Origin of the sequence: Pontibacter mucosus, from assembly GCF_003054055.1 — a bacterium.
Lineage (GTDB): Bacteria > Bacteroidota > Bacteroidia > Cytophagales > Hymenobacteraceae > Pontibacter > Pontibacter mucosus.
The window spans coordinates 23,030-41,362 of record NZ_QBKI01000015.1; the positions used below are offsets into that span (position 1 = coordinate 23,030).

An 18,333-nucleotide genomic window follows, 5' to 3' on the forward strand; every position below is an offset into this window, starting at 1 on the left:
AAAACGTGAAAAGACAATGGCTTAAAATAGAAGACCTCCTGCCGTAGCTACAGCAGGAGGTCTTTGTTTATACTTGTTTATACTATAGAGAATTCAGGTCAGAAGATATGCCCGTACCTCCTTAGTTTCCATTTTCCTCCAGCCACTTTCTGGCATTCACGAAAGCCTCCATCCAAGGCGACACTTCATCGTAGCGGCCTTTCGGGTAATGCGCCCACTGCCACTGCAGGAGCGAGCGCTCGATGTGCGGCATCATCACCAGGTGGCGTCCTGTTTCGTCGCAGATCATGGCGGTGTTGTAGTCCGAACCATTTGGGCAGGCAGGATAGGTATCGTAGGCGTACTTAGACACGATCTGGTACTTATCCTCGGTGTGTGGCAGGCTAAAACGGCCTTCCCCGTGCGATACCCAAACACCCAGTGTACTTCCTGCCAGGCTGGAAAGCATCACGGATTTGTTTTCCTGAATCGTCAGCGAGGTAAAGATACTTTCGTGTTTCTGGCTGGTGTTATGCAGCATTTGTGCCTTTTGCTCATGGCCCATGGTAATGAAACCTAGCTCCACGAACAGCTGACAGCCGTTGCAAATACCTACCGAAAGCGTGTCTTCCCGGTTAAAGAAGTTCTCAATGGCTGTTTTGGCTTTCTCGTTGTACATAAAGGCACCGGCCCATCCTTTGGCCGAACCAAGTACGTCGGAGTTAGAGAAACCGCCCACTGCACCGATGAAGCGAATGTCTTCCAGCGTTTCTCTTCCGGAAATCAGGTCCGTCATGTGCACGTCCTTCACGTCGAAGCCAGCCAAGTACATGGCGTTCGCCATCTCGCGCTCGGAGTTACTTCCTTTCTCACGGATGATGGCTGCCTTTATTCTTGGCTTAGAAGGATCTAAAACAGGCTTCTTGCCGTCGAAGCTAGCCGGGAATTTATACTTCAGTTCGTGCTTCTTATAATTGTCGAAACGCTCTTTGGCACTTACCGGTCCGCTTTGCTTGATGTCCAGCAGGTACGAAGTCTTAAACCAGGTATCACGCAGCTGAGCAATATCGAAGCTGTAAGCATCCACACCGTTTTTCAGCTCCAGGGTGGCAGCGTTTGTGCTTGTGCCTATCTTGTGGAAAGGAACGCCATTCGCATTCAAGGTAACCTCTACGTCTGCCGAGGCCTGGAATACCACGCCAATATTTTCAGCGAACAGTACTTTCACGCTGTCCTCCTCGCCCAGTGAAGTCAGATCGATGGTAGCACCTAGGTTATTGTCGGCAAAGCACATTTCCAGCAGGGTGGTTATCAAGCCGCCGCTGCCAATATCGTGGCCTGCTGCTATTTTTCCTTCTTTGATCAAGCCTTGCAGCGTATCGAATGCCTTGCTGAACAGCTCGGCATCTGTAACATCCGGCGTTTCGTTGCCAATTTTGTTGACGATCTGCGCAAAAGAAGATCCGCCTAATTTATAGGCATCGTTGGATAGGTTGATGTAGTAAATGTTGCCACCGTCGCGCTGCAGCACCGGCTCCACCACCTGCCGCACGTTGCTGCAGTTTCCTGCCGCAGAAATAATCACGGTACCCGGTGCGATAACCTCCTCGTCCTTATACTTCTGCTTCATCGAAAGCGAGTCTTTGCCGGTCGGGATGTTAATGCCCAGGGCAATGGCAAAGTCCGAACAGGCTTCCACCGCCTGGTATAGACGGGCGTCTTCTCCCTCGTTCTTGGAGGCCCACATCCAGTTGGCAGAAAGCGACACGCTCTTCAGGCCATCCTTAAGCGGAGCCCACACGATGTTAGACAGAGACTCGCCAATAGCGTTGCGGCTACCAGCGGCCGGATTAATCAGCGCTGAAATAGGGGAGTGGCCAATAGAGGTTGCGATGCCCTCTTTGCCCTGGAAGTCCAGCGCCATCACACCGCAGTTGTTGAGCGGCAATTGCAGCGGGCCAGCGCACTGCTGCTTGGCCACACGGCCACCCACGCAGCGGTCTACTTTATTGGTGAGCCAATCTTTACAGGCCACGGCCTCCAGTTGCAGCACCTGCTCTAAGTAGGTATGCAGCTGGTCTTTATCGTAAGTTACAGGCTGGTACGTTCTTTCAATTGTCTGGTCGGTCATCACCATTTTGGGCGAACTGCCGAACATGTCGCTTAGCTCCAGGTCCATCGGCTTTTCGCCGGTAGAGGCTGATTCGAAGGTAAAGCGGTGGTCTCCGGTAACCTCACCCACCGTGTACATAGGGGCGCGCTCGCGTTCCGCTATCTTTTGCAGGGTGGCAATGTCTTTTTCGCCTATTACCAGGCCCATGCGTTCCTGCGACTCGTTTCCAATGATTTCTTTGGCAGAAAGGGTAGGGTCGCCGACAGGCAGTTTGTCAAGATCTATTTTACCACCGGTTTCTTCCACCAGTTCAGAAAGGCAGTTTAAGTGGCCGCCGGCGCCGTGGTCGTGGATGGAAACAATTGCGTTGTGCTCGCTCTCCACCATGCCACGGATAGCATTAGCAGCGCGTTTCTGCATCTCAGGGTTAGAGCGCTGGATGGCGTTCAGCTCAATACCGGTGCCGTGCTCGCCGGTGTCGGCTGAGGATACGGCAGCTCCGCCCATGCCGATGCGGTAGTTCTCACCACCCAGAATAACAATTTTATCGCCAGGTTTCGGATGCCCTTTTTGCGCCTGACTCGCTTTGCCGTAGCCAATGCCACCGGCCAGCATGATCACTTTGTCGTAGCCTAGTTTCCTAGGGGCCTCCATCTCATCAGACTTCTCGTCGTGCTCGAACGTTAAAACAGAACCAGTGATAAGCGGCTGCCCGAACTTGTTTCCAAAATCCGTAGCACCGTTAGAGGCCTTTATCAGGATATCCATCGGGGTTTGGTAGAGCCACTCTCTTTCCTGCGTTGCCTTCTCCCAAGGGCGGTCCTTCTCCAGGCGCGAGAGAGCCGTCATGTAAACAGCTGTCCCGGCCAATGGAAGCGCTCCCTGGCCACCGGCCAGCCTGTCTCTAATCTCACCTCCGGAGCCAGTGGCGGCACCATTGAAGGGCTCTACTGTCGTCGGGAAGTTGTGTGTCTCTGCTTTGATAGAAATAACCGATTCAAATTCGCTTACCTGATAGAAGTCAGGCACATCGGCGCGCTTAGGGGCGAACTGCTGCACAACGGGTCCTTTCACAAATGCCACGTTGTCTTTGTAGGCAGAAACGATACCGTTCGGGTTTGCCTCCGATGTTTTGCGGATTAACTTGAAGAGCGAAGTGGGTTTCTCCACGCCGTCGATGACAAACTTGCCATTAAAGATTTTGTGGCGGCAGTGCTCCGAGTTAACCTGTGAAAAACCGAATACTTCAGAGTCGGTTAGCGGTCTGCCCAATCTTTCAGAAAGCTTGTTCAGGTACTCCACTTCTTCCTCGCTGAGCGATAGTCCTTCCTGCTTGTTGTAGGTGGCAATATCCGTTACCGGCAGCACAGGCTCCGGCTCGATATGGATAGTATAGATATCCTGGTTCAGCCCCTTATACTTTTGGGAAAGCATCGGGTCGAAGTCCGTGAAATCTTCTTCTACAATTTTAAACTCCTCAATCCGGATGATTCCCTGAATGCCCATGTTCTGGGTGATTTCCACGGCATTGGTGCTCCAGGGGGTAATCATGGCGGCGCGCGGACCAACAAAATAACCGCTCAGGGCTGTTTCTTGCTTTAAGGTGGCGTTGCCAAAAAGCCATTCGAGTTTCGGAATGTCTGTAGAGCTCAGTTGCCCCTCAGATTGCAGGGCGTAAACTGTGTTAGGCTGACTATAAAAGAAGTGAAGCATGCTTATTTTGTTTCAAGGCACTAAGTTAGGTTTTAAATTTTAAAAATAGGAAAGGTGGCGAGCAGGAAAGGCATTTTTCGCATCCATTTCAGCATAAGCAGGAAAGCCGGATTGGCCAGACTATTTCTTATATCAACCTGAGAACACCGGATTTAATTCCGGAGAGGCGTTCCAGTAGGCGCTAAAATCTGCCGTTAGCACCTTGCTGGCGTTTTAGCTCCGGCAGTTAAAGTATAAAATACCGGCCAAGTCCCGAACCAGATAAATAAGCCGCTCCGGTTTTACCTGAAGCTGTTTTTGTAGACCAGAGTCTGGAATTATTAAATCATTCCCTCAGAGCCAGGTTACTGTTTATGATTATTTATTGCGAAGAGAAGCTGCTTTAAACTAAATGTTGAATTTTATAAAACTTTCAATAAGTATTGAAAGTATAAAAAATAACACTACATTTGAGCATGCAACTGGAAGAAGGAAAAGAGAAGTTCATACAGGCCTGGGGTACTTTGGGGTCGAGCTGGGGCATTAACCGCACCATGGCACAAGTGCATGCCCTGCTGCTGATTTCCCCGACCTCCCTGAGCACCGAAGATGTGATGCAGGAGCTGAGCGTGTCAAGGGGCAACGCGAACATGAACCTGCGCGCCCTGATGGATTGGGGGTTGATTAGCAAGGAGCTAAGGCCAGGGGAGCGGAAGGAGTATTTCGTTGCTGAGAAGGATATGTGGAAAGTTGCCAAACAGGTGATTCGGGAGCGCCGCAAACGTGAACTAGAGCCGATGTTGCGCATACTGGAAGAACTGAAGCAGGTAGAGGGAAAGAAAGGGGATAGGGATGCAGAGGCATTTACGCAGGCCATCAACAACCTCCATGATTTGTCGACAAAGGCAGACAAGACGCTGAACACGATGCTTCGGGCAGATGAGCATTGGTTCCTGAGCTCTTTCATGAAATTGATGCGCTGATATTTTTTTGCCTTATATGTTTCAATATTTATTGAAAATTCTATAAACTAAATCACTTGAGCAATGGAAAACAAGTTGATTATCTACGACGGCAACTGCAAGGTATGCGTGGGGCTTCGCGACATGATGCTGGCACTCGGTTTGGTGGAGCAAAAGGAGTGCATCGCTTACACAGCACTGGATGCGGAGCTAAAGCAGCAAGTGAGTGCGGAACGTTTCCGCAACGAAATGGCCCTAATCGACATCAGGGGAGGGGAGACCCTCTACGGTGCAGATGGAGTGTCCTTTGTTTTTGCAGATAAGATTAAGCTGCTGCGTCCCTTATTTCGCTTCAAGCCCTTCTACCAGGTATTCCGGTTCCTTTACAAAACACTGGCTTTTAACCGCTATTTCATTGCCACGCCCAGGCAGCAAGCCATCGCCTGCGACTGCTATCCGGATTTAGCCGCGAAGTTCAGGGTCAGCTTTATTGCGATAGCCATTCTTATCTCCGTTTTCCTGACAGCGCTGTTTGGTGTCTCCGTACATGGGGCACTTGGTGTTGAACCTCTGGCCGGAGCCGTGCAACTGCTGCTTATTGCCGGCACGGGGTGGGTGGTGCAAATTATACTAGCCGCACTTAGCCTGGAGCGGCAGCAGGCACTGGATTATGTGGGCCATCTGGGTACTATCATGGTGGCAGGGCTTCTGGTGCTTGTCCCTTCCATTATCTTATACTTTATAAGCGGAGTGCTCTTTTACTCCTTGCCTATACTTAGCGTGGTTTGCAGCAGCGGCCTGATGCTCTACATGCATTACCAACGGGTAGCGTACCTGGGTTTACATCAGCGGTGGACCCTGCAGTGGTTCCTGCTGCTTCAGGCAACAGCAGTGGGATGGTTATTATACTTCAACCTTTAATGCCGGTATCATGGAAATGCTAAAGAAACTGCCCATCGAGTATGTCGGGGAACTACACCAGGTGCGGCTGATCAACTTCTCGGTTGAGAAGGAAGAGGTTTTGCCGTACCTGCCAAAAGGCCTGAAAACGCGCGACTTCCATGGTAGGGCCCTCATCTCTATGGTAAACGTGAAGTTGCGTAACATGCGGCCCGACTTTGTGCCGAAGCCACTTCATTTCAACTACCAGCACATCGGCTTCAGGCTTTTGGTTGATGATGCACCCTATAGCAACGGTGCGGCGAAGGGAATATACTTCATGCGCTCCTTCACCGATAAGGCGCTAATGGTGCAAGGAGGGAGCTTGCTCACGAACTATAGGTTAGAGAAAGCTAATATCAGAAATAAGGAAACCGACTTTGAGTTGAGGCAGGGAGAGAGCTACTTGACGTATACCCTCCGGGATGAGCCGCCGGCACAGGTAAATCAGGAACTACAGGAGATGGTGGGGGCGCTGGACAGGGCTTACTCCTATATTAACGGGGAACTGGTCAGGGTACAGATTATGCGCGAGCGCTGGCCAATAGAATGGGTAAGCTGCGAGGGCTTTAAGACCAACTACTTTAAGACAGCCCGTTTTGAAGGAGCCTTTCAGGTACGGGAGGTCATTCATTACCATTGGTTACCGCCTAAGCCAGTAGTGCCATGCGTATCGTAGTGCTCGGAGCCAACGGCCAACTGGGTACCCCGGTGCTAAAGCGCCTGTTGCAGGACTATCCTCAGGCGCAGGTGGTAGGCTGTGTCAGATCTGAAATTATGGCATCAGTACCAGGCGGAAGCAACTATGCACAGCACCTGCTTCCCTTCAACCCCTTTACAGATGAGTGGGCCAGGCTAGGCAAGGTGGATGTGCTGATCAACTGCATTGGCATCATCAAAGAGACTGCTGCACTTGATTTTGTGCAGGCGCACATTGGCTTAACCGAGCTGATGCTGCAGCATCGGGAGTTACTTGGAAACCCGAGGCTGATACAACTGTCCGCACTGGGCGCAGACCTTGGCAGCCCTTCCAGGTTTCTGAATACAAAGGCGCAGGCCGACGTGCTGCTGTTAAAGCATGACAATGTGGTAGTGGTGCGGCCGTCTATTGTCTGTACCCCCAATACCATGCTGAGCAGGAAACTGCAGATGCTGAAAAAACTTTGCCGGCTGTCGTTTGGGGTACTGCCTTTCCCTGATAGGTTACTCCATACAAAGCTGCAGCCCGTGATGGTAGAAGATCTGGCGGAGCTGATTTCCCTTCTATGCCTGCAAAGCCGCCATGCAGGTATCATTGAGGTGGGAGGGGCAAGTGTTTTTACTCTGCAGCAACTGTTGGTGATGGTGCCGGCCTGTAGTAAAGTTATACCTGTCCACCATACTTTTTTTGATGCCTTGCTACCATTGGTAATCACGCTTTTTCCGGCTTTACTGGATAAGGAGCAGCTACTGCTTCTTCAGCAGGATAACACAGCGGACAATAGTATAAGTGAATGCGTATTGGGCAGGAGAATGGCAGACACAGCCATGTTTTGGAGGGAAGAGTTGGAGAAGGAAGAAAGGGTAAACCGAAAACACGTAAAACAAAAAAGCCGCTCCAGTTTTGGCTGAAGCGGCTTTGGTAGCCCGTAGGGGAATCGAACCCCTGTTACCAGAATGAAAATCTGGCGTCCTAACCCCTAGACGAACGGGCCGTTCTGTCTGATTGTGGTGCAAATATAGCCGGTGTTTTTGAATATGCAAAACCAAGCAGCAAATATTTTTGTCTTACAGGTGTAAGTTGTTAGATGTCAGGGTGGAAAAAAATGTTGGTTTTACACTATCCTAAATCGTAACTTAGCAGCATTAACATAACTCTCAATATCTAGATACCATGTCTAAAATTAAAGTTGCAATTAACGGCTTTGGCCGAATCGGCAGACTTGCCTTTAAGGCGCTGCTTCAGAAGGAGAATGTGGAGGTAGTTGCCATCAACGACCTGACAGATACCAAAACACTGGCACACCTGCTGAAGTATGACTCCGTGCATGGCAAATTTAACGGTACGGTAGAGGCCTCTGAAAGCGGCATCATCGTAAACGGCAGCGAAATAAAAATCACAGCGGAGCGCGACCCCAAGAACCTGCCATGGGGCACGCTGGGTGTAGACGTAGTGCTGGAGTCTACTGGCCGTTTCGTGGATGAAGCCGGTGCCGGCGGACACCTGGAAGCAGGTGCCAGAAAGGTAGTAATCTCGGCGCCTGCCAAAGGCAACATTAAGACAGTTGTGCTTGGCGTAAACGAGGATGTGCTGACAGGCGAGGAAAGAATCATCTCCAACGCTTCCTGCACCACAAACTGCCTGGCCCCAATGGCCAAGGTACTGGACGATGCCTTCGGTATTGAAAAAGGATATATCACGACAGTACATGCCTACACTGCTGACCAGAACCTGCAGGACGGTCCGCACAAAGACCTGCGCCGCGCCCGCGCTGCCGCTTACTCTATCGTGCCTACCTCTACCGGTGCTGCCAAGGCTGTTGGCCTGGTGCTGCCCCACCTGAAAGGCAAACTGGACGGCGTAGCGATGCGCGTTCCAATTCCGGATGGCTCTCTGACAGACCTGACTTGTATCCTGAAAAGACCGGTAACGAAGGAGGAGATCAATGCGGCCATGAAAAAGGCTGCCGAGAACGAACTGAAAGGAATTCTGGAGTACACAGAGGATCCAATCGTTTCTATCGATATCGTGGGCAACACACACTCTTGTATTTTCGACGCCGAGATGACTTCTGCCAACGAAACACTGGTAAAAGTGGTAGGCTGGTACGATAACGAGGCTGGCTACTCTAACCGCGTTGCCGACCTGATTGCACGCATCGGTTAAGTATAACCTTTTTTAAAGTATAGAAGGGGCTGCGCTGTTGAGGTGCAGCCTTTCTTTATTTAATACAAACTATGCAGTTGCCTTGAAAGTATAATAATGATGAAGATCATGGTTTATATTAATTAAACGCTATACTTTTACAGGCAAGTATATATCTTACAGAAAGCGTGTCTGTTTCAGTAGCTGCTGCGCCGGATACCATACTTTACTGACGTTACATCATCCATCTAAACCGCACAAACATGAGAAGGATTTTAGTACCAACTGATTTTTCGGAAGAAGCCCGCAACGCCTACGAGGTAGCTGTGTCGATTGCACGCCGTACCGGTGCTGCCATTAAACTGTTGCACGTAGTGGAGGCGCCTTACTACGGGCCGGGCTTTAGCGTAACCGGCGATGCCATGGTAGGCTCCAACGGCATGGAACAGGTATACATGCTGCGCCTGCTGGAGCAAACAAAAGCCAGGATGAACGAGATGTTGAACAGTGTGCCGCGCGACGGGGTGGATGTGGTGGAGGAGGTAACGGTAGAGCGCCCAATCAACAAAATCAGAAATACTATAAAAGAGGATGCAGTGGATCTGGTGGTGATGGGATCAAAGGGCTCGAGCGGGCTGGATGAGTTCCTGATCGGCTCGAACACCGAGAAAGTGGTGCGCACCGCCGAATGCCCCGTGCTGACCGTGAAGAACCGCATGGCAGACTTTAACCCGCGCGAGATTGTGCTGGCCTCTGACTTCAGGCGCGAGATACGCGGCGCCATGGAGCAGTTTAAGCAGTTTCAGCAGCTGTTCGGTGCGCGCCTGCACCTGGTGTACATCAACACGCCGGGCGCTTTTGAGTCGAGCTCTAACCTGCGCAGCAAGCTGCAGTACACCGCCGAGAAGTATGGCCTGGAGAACTATACCATCAATATCTACAACGATGTGATGGAGGAGGATGGCATCCTGCATTTTGCCCACGACATCAGCGCCGACATGATCATGATGGCCACGCACGGCAGAACGGGCCTGTCGCACCTGCTCAGCGGAAGTATAGCCGAGGACCTGGTGAACCACACCCGCATACCGGTGCTGACCGTACAACTGAAGTAGAAAGTATAAAACTATACGTAGAGCCTGATGCCTTCCCGCGTCAGGCTTTTTTTATTCCGGGCCGAATGAGGTAATTTTGCCTATATGAGCCAACGCACCAAAGTCCGCTTTATCATCAACCCCACCTCCGGCACCCGAAGCCGCAAGGACGTGGAGGCCCTTATCCACCAGCACCTTAACCAGGACAAGTATGCGCACGACATCGTGTACACGGAGCGGGCTGGCCATGCACCAGACCTGGCGCATGAAGCTGCCAACCAGGGCGTAGCGATAGTGGTGGCCGTAGGAGGCGACGGGACCGTGAACGAGGTGGCACGCGGGCTGCTGCACACCGAAACGGCCCTGGCTATACTTCCGAAGGGCTCCGGCAACGGATTGGCGCGCCACCTGGGTTACCCGATGGGGCTGGATGGGGCGCTGCGCGTCATCAACAAGGCCAACATCACCACCATCGACAGCGGGCAGATAAACGGGCATCCTTTCTTTACCACGGCAGGCATCGGCTTTGACGCCTACATCAGTTCGGTGTTTGCAGGCAACAAAAAGCGTGGCCTGCAGACCTATGTGGAGCTGGTGATGAAGGAAGTACTCAACTACAAACACCTGCCCGTGATAGCAAGTATAAACGGCAACACCCTGGACACCGATTGCTTTGTAATGGCCTTCGCCAATGCCGCACAGTATGGCAACAATGCCTATATCGCGCCCAATGCCGACATTCAGGATGGCTTGCTGGACGTGTGCCTGGTGCGCCGCCTTGACCTTATTAAAGCGCTTAACCTGAGCTACTGCATGCTTACCAAGCAGCTGGCCAATGCCGACAGCGCGGAGTATTTCCAGACCGAGCATGTGAACGTGCAGGCAGAGGAGGAGATGATGTACCACGCCGATGGCGATTACCTGGGCAAAGCGCAGACATTTGACGTGCGCATGGTGCCGCAGTCGCTAAGGGTGCTGGTGCCGTAAAGCTAATGAGTAATGTTTAATGATTAATGAATAATTAAAAAGGAGCATCACTACTAATCATTGTTTATTACTCATTATTAATTAAAAAAACATGAAAGATAAAAATAAGAAAGGCCGCCAGGGGGTAGTATACTCCACGAACGAGGATTTTAACTACGAGTATGAGCAGGAGAGCGAGCAGGAAACCTTGCCGCCACAGCAGCAGAACCTGAAGGTGATGCTCGACAAGAAAGCGCGCGCCGGCAAGCAGGTGACGCTCATCACAGGCTTTGTGGGTACCGAGGACGACCTGAAGGAGCTGGGCAAGCTGCTGAAAAACAAATGCGGCGTAGGCGGCTCTGCCAAAGACGGCGAAATCCTCATCCAGGGCGACTTCCGCGACAAAGCCCTGCAGGTACTGCAAGCCGCTGGCTACAAAGCCAAAAAAGCGGGGGGATGAGGGGAGTTTGAGAGTTGGGGAGTTTTGGAGTTAGAGAGTTAGAAAGTGGAGGAGGTATGCCGCAAGTTTAGCGCTAGCGTAACTTGTGGCTACCTATGGCAGCAGTTTGTAACTGCTTTGCTTTGGAAAAGCAAGGTCACGAGGGCTTTGGCTATACTTTATACTTTGTTGATTTCATTTAGAGTTCGCATCTAAAGTTTGCCAAAGTATAGCTTGTTGATGATAATACCAGCAATGGCGGGAAATGGGTGTAGCTATACTTTTATACTTTGGCTGTAGCTAATCGAAGTCTAGAGAAACTCTTAATTTATACTTTTCTGCTCACGCAGAAAGCAAGTTACAAACTTGCCCCATGCGCAGCCACAAGTTACACTCCGCTAAACTTGCGGCAGGAAACGATAAAGTATAAACGAGAACGGCTGGTGCTACTTATAGCACCAGCCGTTCTCGTTTATACTTCAGAAAAGTTAACTTTCTAACCTTCTAATTAAAAAGACGCAACGTATGGCGTCTCTACAACTCTCTAACTCCCAAACTCCCAAACTCCCTAACTTTCCAACTTTCCCAGGTATTTCTTTGGTCCTTCCAATAGCCAGAAGTTGGCGGTTTGCTGCACGAACACGTTGCCGGCCAGGGCAGAGGCTTTGGGCGGGGTAGGTTTGTACACCTGTAGCGGCTGCTTCTGCTCATTTGTCTTGGTAAAACCAATCTCCTCCAGCCGCTGCTGCAGTTGTTTGGAAGTATACTTCTGCACAGGTAACCGCACCAGTGTGCGGCGGTAAAGTATAAGCATTGTGATGCTGAACACCAGCGAGAAGAGCGCTGCATTTATACTTATCTCCCGAAGCAGCTGCGTGGTATCCATCTCCGAAAAGCGCCCGCTCAGCCCATACCAAACCGCCGTCAACGCGAAGTACATCACGAAGAAGTATAAATTAAGCCGCACGAAGCGCATCAAAGTATAATTCCGCATTTTAATGAATAATGATTAATGACGAATTAATAATTTCCAATTGCTCAATTCTCATTAGTAATTCCTCATTACCCATTATTAATTACTTTTTCCAGGTCTTCCGGGGTGTCTATGCCGATGGTTTCGTGGTGGGTGAGGGCGGTGGTTATCTTGAAGCCGTGCTCCAGCCAGCGCAACTGCTCCAGCGACTCGGCCAATTCCAGCGCAGAGGGCGGTAGCTGCGTGATCTGCTCCAGAATATCGGCGCGGTAGCCGTAGATGCCGATGTGCTTGTAATAAGTATGCTGCTTGTGCCAGATGTCGTTGGGCACGTTGCGGCAGTAGGGGATGGGCTGGCGGCTAAAGTATAAGGCCTCCTTTGCCTGATTGATGACCACCTTCGGGGAGTTGACGTTGAAGAGCTCCTCTGCCGTCTCCACCTGCTTTATAAGCGTGGCCAGCTGGGTTTGTGGCTTCTCAAAACAGGCCGCCACCAGGTCAATCTGCTCGGGGTGGATGAACGGCTCGTCGCCCTGTATGTTGATGATGTACTCGTACGGTTGGTTGTTGAGTTTGTAGGCCTCAAAGCAACGGTCGGTGCCGCTCTGGTGCTGGCTTCCGGTCATCACGGCCTTGCCGCCAAAGCCCTGCACATGCTCCAGAATGCGCGCGTCATCAGTAGCCACCAGCACTTCCGCCAGGCCCGACTTCTTCGCCTGCTCGTACACGCGCTGAATCATACTTTTACCATGGATGTCGGTGAGGGGCTTGCCGGGGAAACGGGTGCTGGCGTAGCGTGCCGGAATGATGCCAAGTACTTCCATACTTTTCAGGTTTGGGATGAGCCTCAAAGGTACATAAGTATGGCCACTAATCCAGCGGGCGGTTTTCTTTTTGCTAGCGAGGGCTACTCCTCCTGCTGCTCCTCCCGTGAGGTGATAAAGAGCAGGTTCGAGAGCAAAGCAAGACTGATGTAAAATAGTTTTTTCATAGTAGGAGGCAAGGGCTATACTTTACAGAGCCTCCTGAACTTGAAAAGGTTGCATTCGAAATGTGAAAAAGTATAATTTTATTTATAAAGCCTCCACCGAAAGTATGCGGATGGCCGGCATCACCCGCGGCTGTGGCAGCATGCCGCAACGGCGGTCAATAGGGTCGGAGAGGCGCGCGTACGTGAGCTGGACGCGGCTGCTGTCTTCCTGCTTAAAAGACTCGGGTATGGCATTTTCGTTCTCGGGCAGGTACCGCTTGCCCTCAATCTCGACTTCAAAACCACAGCCATCGGCGGCAATCTCGCCGGTCCAGTAAAGCGTGGCGGTGGTGCGATGGTTCAGCTCAGCCAGTTCGTCCTGCCGGGTGTTGTTTTGGCAGGAAGCCAGCAGGAACAGGGAAGCAAGGAGGAGGAAGGTTTTCATAGGTATACGTTATTGAAATTAGCGTTTACGGATTTCCACAATTTTGATGGTGTTGATACCTGTTTGCGCCATGCAGTATCGCTGCACTTTGTGGTAGTTGATGATCGTAGCCTCCACTTCCGTCGGGGAATTTTCCCGGAAGGAGCTGCTGATGTCGTCTTCGTTAACAGGCTTATGCCTGGTGTCGCCGATTTGCAGCATAAAGCCGCAGCCATCCACGGCATAATCCCCCGTCCAGTGCAGGGTAGCGTCCACGGTTTCGACAGAGGTAGATCTGTCCTCATCCATTTTGCAGCCGGAGCAGAGGAAAATCATGCTTGCCAGCAGTGGAAGCAGTGCTTGTTTCATGTGATCTCTTTTAAAGTAAGAGTCGGATTTGGGTGTTAGAGTTGCAGCGGCGATGGTTTACTTCGCCTGAATAATTACTCTGGACCAGGAAGGAACATATTTTACTCCAGCTATAGAATCAGGTTCCAAGTGTTCTTTCTGAAGTATAAACTCATTATCTGCCAGCCATTTTAGGTCAATTGGGCCCCAGTTTCTGATGTATACTTTCATCTGCTCCGACAGGCTATCATCCTGGTTTAAAAGCAGCTGTATACCTGTAGGATTATAACCTGCTTCCAAGTCAGAGCTTAATGTTGCTATGTATTTACCAGAAGGGGAGAAGTACGGCTCTCCAAAAACATACTTTTTAAAGCCATTTTTCCTGTTGATTAACATAAAACCATTCCCTTCTCCAAATTGCACCCTCACCAAGTAATATTCTTGTTCAGGGAAGTAGTGATGAAGCGTATAAGCGTAGTCGTCAAAGTTATAGACTGCCTTGTTTATACTGTCTTTTAACATTAACTCCTGCCCGTTTTGAAGAAGGAGCCAAAGTGTGTCCCCGCTGCGCCTGAATTTATCTTTATAGTTCGGTTGCTTAGTACTCTCTATAAGCTGTGCATATTCATACCCGTTACTGGTGCCTTCAGGAAAAACCGATGTAGAGTCTTCTGTGAACAGGGACTCAATCTCTGTTTCTTCAACGGGGCTAAAGTATAAGGAATAGCGATCAGCCTCAATACTATCAGTCTCTCCTATCTCAACTTCTTCCGGGAGGGAGTTTGGGAGTAGTTTATTGGCGGTAGCGTATTGAGTAGGCTGGTTTGAACCGATACTATTGTTTGTAATTTCCTCCTGCGGCTGGCAACCGGCAAGTATAGCTACGGCTACAAGTACAAAGTATAGCTGCTTCACACTTTCGGCTCGATCTTCTTCACCCGCAGGGCAAAAGTGCTCTGGTCTATCACCTGCACTACGTCGCCTTTTTCGATGAAGCCGTCGCGGGCCTGGGCGTCGTAGATGGTATCGTCTATCATCACGCGGCCGGAGGGGGCCATGCGGGTATGGGCCACGCCGGTTTTGCCGATCAGGTGCTCGGCGCTGTCGGCGGAGCGGTAGCCTTCCTTGCTGTTAAACTTGTTCTGCAGCACCACCCCCTGCATGTGCCGGCTGTTCAGCATACGGTTCCAGGTCAGGGCAATCAGCACGGCGGCACCCACCATCCCTATCACCACCGACACCAGGCTACGCATCAGGTTTTCCGAAGGCACAAAGGTAAAATCGAACAGGTGGTTGTTCACCATAATCAGTACCAGCGACACGAACGTGAGCACAATGCCGCTGATGCCCGCCACGCCAAAGCCCGGAATTACAAACACCTCCAGCATGATAAGTATGATGCCGGCCACAAACAGCAGGATTTCCCAGTTCTCGGCCAGCCCGTTGAGGTAGTAAGGCACCAGGTAAAGTATAGCGGCCACGACGGCGGCTGCCAGCGGGAAACCGACGCCGGGCGTTTGCAGCTCAAAGTATAAACCGCCGATGATGATCAGGAGCAGGATGCCGCTGATGATCGGGTTCAGGAAAAAGGAGATGACGCGGTCGGTGGAGCTGAGCTGGTAACGGATGATCTCCGCCTCCTGCAGGTTTAGTTTGGCCAGTACGTCGTTTACGCTGGTGGCCTCTCCCTCACAGAAGCCATACTTGATGGCCTCCGAAGTGGTCAGGCTGAGCACCTGGCCGGCGGCGAGGGTGCTGTCCACGCTGGCCTCTACCATGGCCTCGGCCATGCTTGGGTTGCGGCCGTTTGCCTCCGCCGTGGAGCGCATGATGGAGCGCATGTAGCTCTGGTATTTGCCCGGCGCTGCCTGTCCGTCGGCACCCACCACGGTAGCGGCCCCAATGTTAGCGCCAGGTGCCATGTAAATGCTGTCGCAGGCCAGTGAGATAAGGGCGCCGGCCGAGGCCGCATCCTTGTTGATGAACACGTACACCGGCTTGGGGTACTCCAGGATGCGCGTCCGGATTTCGTCTGCATCGTTCAGCGCTCCGCCATAAGTGTCCAGCTCCAGCAGCACGTGGTCTACCTCCCGGGCAGTGGCCTCTTGCAGCGCCAGCTCCACATAGCGGTTGGTGCGCGGGTCAATTTCGGCCTTCACCTCCATCAGCAGCACCTTTGGCCGGGCCTTGCTGCCTGTTTGGGCAAGGGTGCAGAGGGGCAGCAGCAGGCAGAGCAGCAAAAAGTATACATGCCGGTGGTTTGGTGATATTTCCATAGCTTTGTAGCAGAATTTAAGGTTTCAGAGGATAATATACAAAAATCCAAACGCATATCATACCGCTACTTTATACATACGACTTTAAGGCCCCTGTGTGGCGGATGCGCCTCGACAGCAGCACTGCTCGCCTTGCCCTGGAGGTGCGCAACCCGGACCTGCTGCTGACACGGTTTTATACTTTTGATACCCACACCCATGCCCTGGATCAGTTGCCGCTGCCGGAGGCGAAGGCATGGTGGCAGGGGCTGGAGGACGCTGAGTTCGGGAACCTGTACCTGCACGGCTACGGGAACCGGCAGATAGGACAGCACAAAGGCATCTCGGCTTACAAGGCGGCCGAACAGAGCAAGCTGTGGGAGGCACCGGATATGGCTTTTTACGGGATTGCGGCCGATGGTGTGCTAGCTTATCACCCGGACTGTCCTGAACTCCCGTTGCAGCTCCTAAACCCGCAAACAGGTAAGCCCACAGGCTCCACTTGTAGCCAGCAACAGGCGGCCGAAGCGGTGGCGCGCTACAGCCGGGAGCGTTTCCTGGATTGCCAGTACCCGGTGCTGTACCGGCTGGGAGAGGCGTATTTCGCGCAGGTGCAGGCCTTTTTGCAGGAGCAGCTGCAGGTGCAGGCGGTGCTGGCCCTGGAGTACGCCGAAACGGAGGCGCACCTGGTCATCAGCTTTTATACTTCCGACGATTCAGGTAAACTTAAGAACGAGTTAGCTGTTTTCGATCTGGACGGAAAATTGCATCAAAAGATGGAAATTGCCAGCCAATTAAATGGGTTTGGTTCAGATACTTTTTTTATCTTTAACCACAAATTATATTTCATCCTGAATAAAGACATTCTACAGGTTTTCCAACTTTTAGCCTAGCCCTTATGTTACGAACCTTTTTACTTTCCCTTGTAGCAGTGCCTGTACTTTCCCTTTCGGCTAATGCTCTGGACCTCAGTGTTGTGCGCGATTCTGTAGGCATAGAACGTAAGAATGGGAAGCTCTTTGTGCAGCACAAAGTGGAACCTAAGGAAACACTATACGCCCTCTCCCGCAAGTATGGGGTGCCTGTTGCGCAGATCGTGGAGGCTAACCCAAGTGTGCAGAGTGCCATAAAGATTGGGGAGATTGTGCTGATCCCGCGCGGCTATACTTCTGTAACGGCTTCGGCCCCTGCCACTACCAATGCTCCGGCGGCCAGCAACCGTACCTATACGGTAAACAGCATCGGCAACAAGCTGCATAAAGTGGAGCCAAAGCAGACGCTGTACTCGGTGTCGCGCATGTATGGCATATCGGTAGAGAACCTGAGGTTCTGGAACAAACTGCCTGACAACACCATTGAGATTGGGCAGGAGTTGATTGTGGGGATAGGGGAGCCCACGCCTACGCAAAAGCCTGTTTATGTGCCGGAGCGGGATGATGAAATGAGCAGGAGCACAGATGCCTCTGCTGTTGCCTCTGCCGGGCCTACTACGCCTTCTGCGTCTGTAACCCCAACACCGGTAACCGTCACCATTAAGGAGCGCGTGGGCGAGGAAGAGCCGGAAGCGGATGCCTCAGCAGGCATGAACAAGATGATTGAGACAGGCATGGCCGAGTCGATAGATTCTAAAACCATTGATACGAACAAGTACCTGGCCCTGCACAAGACCGCTCCGGTGGGCACCATCATGCAGGTTAAAAACGTGGTGAACGGCCAGGTGGTGTACGTGCGTGTTATCGGCAAATTGCCCGAAACCGCTGAGAACGACAAAGTGATTGTGCGCCTGTCTAAGAAGGCTTACCAGAAGCTTGATGCCTCAGACCCACGTTTCAGAGTAGAGCTGTCTTATATGCCATAAGCGGTAGCAAAAGTATAAGGTATATAAAGGGGTAGGTAGCATTGTGCTGCCTACCCCTTTTTTGATCTGCTTCTTGGTGCTATACTTCGGAACAGGCTGGTCTCGACAGCAAGAGTCTGCGGTATTGCTTTCAACTAAACACTCGCGGTGTCCGGAGGTTCCGCGAGTGTTTAGTGCAGTACCGGGTCCAACCACCCCTAACCCCTCCTTATCTAAGGAGGGGAGTCTGTAGTTACTTTGGCTGAAGTGTAAGTGCTGTAGCTTAAGCCTTTGCGCGGACAGGTCGCGACCTGTCCCTACAAAGTATAAACTCAGCAAGCGAATACACCCCTAATGAGCGAAGCTCGCAAGTTTCGAACTCCCGTTCTCACTTGTCCTCAAGGGGACAGTCTATACTTGCTACTTTCCTGTTATCTCGAGCAGCGCGAGAGATCTATCGGGAATTCTAAAGAGATCTCTCCCAAAGGTCGAGATGA

General features: G+C 51.6%; 17 protein-coding genes and 1 tRNA gene. 10 read left to right on the plus strand and 8 right to left on the minus strand.

All coding sequences use genetic code 11. The annotated features are described in order from the left end of the window. Positions 1-121: 121 nt before the first annotated feature. Positions 122-3,805 (minus strand): phosphoribosylformylglycinamidine synthase, encoded by a 3,684-nt coding sequence (purL, locus tag C8N40_RS21270; protein WP_108213832.1) that lies wholly within the window; start codon positions 3,803-3,805, stop codon positions 122-124. Positions 3,806-4,260: 455 nt separating this feature from the next. Between purL and C8N40_RS21275 the strand changes: the two genes are divergently transcribed. The 4 genes from C8N40_RS21275 to C8N40_RS21290 all read left to right on the plus strand — a co-directional run bounded on the left by C8N40_RS21275 (position 4,261) and on the right by C8N40_RS21290 (position 7,296). Further along, entirely contained in the window at positions 4,261-4,767 is a 507-nt protein-coding gene (locus C8N40_RS21275) for a GbsR/MarR family transcriptional regulator (protein ID WP_108213833.1), read from the plus strand. A 63-nt stretch (positions 4,768-4,830) separates the two neighbouring features. Then, on the plus strand, positions 4,831-5,667 hold the full coding sequence (locus C8N40_RS21280; protein WP_108213834.1) for a DCC1-like thiol-disulfide oxidoreductase family protein: 837 nt from the start codon (positions 4,831-4,833) through the stop codon (positions 5,665-5,667). Positions 5,668-5,677: 10 nt separating this feature from the next. Continuing rightward, the gene (locus tag C8N40_RS21285; RefSeq protein ID WP_108213835.1) at positions 5,678-6,364 is read left to right on the plus strand and encodes a DUF2071 domain-containing protein; all 687 of its coding nucleotides are present in this window, start codon (positions 5,678-5,680) and stop codon (positions 6,362-6,364) included. Continuing rightward, the gene (locus C8N40_RS21290; RefSeq protein ID WP_108213836.1) at positions 6,352-7,296 is read left to right on the plus strand and encodes a Rossmann-fold NAD(P)-binding domain-containing protein; all 945 of its coding nucleotides are present in this window, start codon (positions 6,352-6,354) and stop codon (positions 7,294-7,296) included. The genes C8N40_RS21285 and C8N40_RS21290 overlap by 13 nt, the downstream gene beginning before the upstream one ends. Positions 7,297-7,304: 8 nt before the next feature. Here C8N40_RS21290 and C8N40_RS21295 read toward each other — a convergent pair. Further along, positions 7,305-7,379: transfer RNA gene (locus C8N40_RS21295), tRNA-Glu, on the minus strand. Between the two features lie 179 nt (positions 7,380-7,558). Here C8N40_RS21295 and gap point away from each other — a divergent pair. From gap to C8N40_RS21315, 4 genes are all read left to right on the plus strand, one after another. Further along, a complete protein-coding gene (gap, locus tag C8N40_RS21300; RefSeq protein ID WP_108213837.1) occupies positions 7,559-8,551 on the plus strand; it encodes a type I glyceraldehyde-3-phosphate dehydrogenase in 993 nt (330 codons plus the stop codon). A 242-nt stretch (positions 8,552-8,793) separates the two neighbouring features. Continuing rightward, positions 8,794-9,645 carry a universal stress protein gene (locus tag C8N40_RS21305; protein WP_108213838.1) on the plus strand — a complete coding sequence of 284 codons (852 nt, stop codon included), beginning with the start codon at positions 8,794-8,796 and terminating at the stop codon, positions 9,643-9,645. Positions 9,646-9,729: 84 nt separating this feature from the next. Then, positions 9,730-10,611 (plus strand): diacylglycerol/lipid kinase family protein, encoded by an 882-nt coding sequence (locus tag C8N40_RS21310; RefSeq protein ID WP_108213839.1) that lies wholly within the window; start codon positions 9,730-9,732, stop codon positions 10,609-10,611. Positions 10,612-10,702: 91 nt separating this feature from the next. Beyond that, positions 10,703-11,050, plus strand: coding sequence for a translation initiation factor (locus C8N40_RS21315; RefSeq protein ID WP_108213840.1), 348 nt, complete (start codon positions 10,703-10,705; stop codon positions 11,048-11,050). A gap of 547 nt (positions 11,051-11,597) precedes the next feature. Here the strand turns inward: C8N40_RS21315 and C8N40_RS21320 are convergent. From C8N40_RS21320 to C8N40_RS21345, 6 genes are all read right to left on the minus strand, one after another. Next, positions 11,598-12,023, minus strand: coding sequence for a hypothetical protein (locus tag C8N40_RS21320; RefSeq protein WP_108213841.1), 426 nt, complete (start codon positions 12,021-12,023; stop codon positions 11,598-11,600). Positions 12,024-12,091: 68 nt separating this feature from the next. Further along, positions 12,092-12,826 carry a 3-deoxy-manno-octulosonate cytidylyltransferase gene (gene kdsB, locus C8N40_RS21325; protein WP_108213905.1) on the minus strand — a complete coding sequence of 245 codons (735 nt, stop codon included), beginning with the start codon at positions 12,824-12,826 and terminating at the stop codon, positions 12,092-12,094. Positions 12,827-13,075: 249 nt separating this feature from the next. Further along, the gene (locus tag C8N40_RS21330; protein WP_108213842.1) at positions 13,076-13,417 is read right to left on the minus strand and encodes a hypothetical protein; all 342 of its coding nucleotides are present in this window, start codon (positions 13,415-13,417) and stop codon (positions 13,076-13,078) included. A gap of 18 nt (positions 13,418-13,435) precedes the next feature. Then, positions 13,436-13,765, minus strand: coding sequence for a hypothetical protein (locus C8N40_RS21335; RefSeq protein WP_108213843.1), 330 nt, complete (start codon positions 13,763-13,765; stop codon positions 13,436-13,438). 57 nt (positions 13,766-13,822) lie between these two features. Next, a complete protein-coding gene (locus C8N40_RS21340) occupies positions 13,823-14,659 on the minus strand; it encodes a membrane lipoprotein lipid attachment site-containing protein (protein ID WP_108213844.1) in 837 nt (278 codons plus the stop codon). After that, on the minus strand, positions 14,656-16,020 hold the full coding sequence (locus C8N40_RS21345; RefSeq protein WP_108213845.1) for an NfeD family protein: 1,365 nt from the start codon (positions 16,018-16,020) through the stop codon (positions 14,656-14,658). The genes C8N40_RS21340 and C8N40_RS21345 overlap by 4 nt, the downstream gene beginning before the upstream one ends. 104 nt (positions 16,021-16,124) lie before the next feature. Between C8N40_RS21345 and C8N40_RS21350 the strand changes: the two genes are divergently transcribed. After that, on the plus strand, positions 16,125-16,892 hold the full coding sequence (locus C8N40_RS21350; RefSeq protein ID WP_245905215.1) for a DUF4905 domain-containing protein: 768 nt from the start codon (positions 16,125-16,127) through the stop codon (positions 16,890-16,892). 5 nt (positions 16,893-16,897) lie between these two features. Next, the gene (locus tag C8N40_RS21355) at positions 16,898-17,857 is read left to right on the plus strand and encodes a LysM peptidoglycan-binding domain-containing protein (RefSeq protein ID WP_245905216.1); all 960 of its coding nucleotides are present in this window, start codon (positions 16,898-16,900) and stop codon (positions 17,855-17,857) included. Positions 17,858-18,333 lie beyond the last annotated feature (476 nt).

What these genes read in the sequence shown, in the direction of transcription:
- kdsB (WP_108213905.1), bottom strand. Translation starts at nt 12,826, where the DNA reads ATGGAAGTACTTGGCATCATTCCGGCACGCTACGCCAGCACCCGTTTC.
- purL (WP_108213832.1), bottom strand. Translation starts at nt 3,805, where the DNA reads ATGCTTCACTTCTTTTATAGTCAGCCTAACACAGTTTACGCCCTGCAA.
- gap (WP_108213837.1), top strand. Translation starts at nt 7,559, where the DNA reads ATGTCTAAAATTAAAGTTGCAATTAACGGCTTTGGCCGAATCGGCAGA.
- C8N40_RS21275 (WP_108213833.1), top strand. Translation starts at nt 4,261, where the DNA reads ATGCAACTGGAAGAAGGAAAAGAGAAGTTCATACAGGCCTGGGGTACT.
- C8N40_RS21350 (WP_245905215.1), top strand. Translation starts at nt 16,125, where the DNA reads ATGCGCCTCGACAGCAGCACTGCTCGCCTTGCCCTGGAGGTGCGCAAC.
- C8N40_RS21330 (WP_108213842.1), bottom strand. Translation starts at nt 13,417, where the DNA reads ATGAAAACCTTCCTCCTCCTTGCTTCCCTGTTCCTGCTGGCTTCCTGC.
- C8N40_RS21355 (WP_245905216.1), top strand. Translation starts at nt 16,898, where the DNA reads ATGTTACGAACCTTTTTACTTTCCCTTGTAGCAGTGCCTGTACTTTCC.
- C8N40_RS21345 (WP_108213845.1), bottom strand. Translation starts at nt 16,020, where the DNA reads ATGGAAATATCACCAAACCACCGGCATGTATACTTTTTGCTGCTCTGC.
- C8N40_RS21335 (WP_108213843.1), bottom strand. Translation starts at nt 13,765, where the DNA reads ATGAAACAAGCACTGCTTCCACTGCTGGCAAGCATGATTTTCCTCTGC.
- C8N40_RS21320 (WP_108213841.1), bottom strand. Translation starts at nt 12,023, where the DNA reads ATGCGGAATTATACTTTGATGCGCTTCGTGCGGCTTAATTTATACTTC.
- C8N40_RS21305 (WP_108213838.1), top strand. Translation starts at nt 8,794, where the DNA reads ATGAGAAGGATTTTAGTACCAACTGATTTTTCGGAAGAAGCCCGCAAC.
- C8N40_RS21310 (WP_108213839.1), top strand. Translation starts at nt 9,730, where the DNA reads ATGAGCCAACGCACCAAAGTCCGCTTTATCATCAACCCCACCTCCGGC.
- C8N40_RS21315 (WP_108213840.1), top strand. Translation starts at nt 10,703, where the DNA reads ATGAAAGATAAAAATAAGAAAGGCCGCCAGGGGGTAGTATACTCCACG.
- C8N40_RS21285 (WP_108213835.1), top strand. Translation starts at nt 5,678, where the DNA reads ATGGAAATGCTAAAGAAACTGCCCATCGAGTATGTCGGGGAACTACAC.
- C8N40_RS21280 (WP_108213834.1), top strand. Translation starts at nt 4,831, where the DNA reads ATGGAAAACAAGTTGATTATCTACGACGGCAACTGCAAGGTATGCGTG.
- C8N40_RS21290 (WP_108213836.1), top strand. Translation starts at nt 6,352, where the DNA reads ATGCGTATCGTAGTGCTCGGAGCCAACGGCCAACTGGGTACCCCGGTG.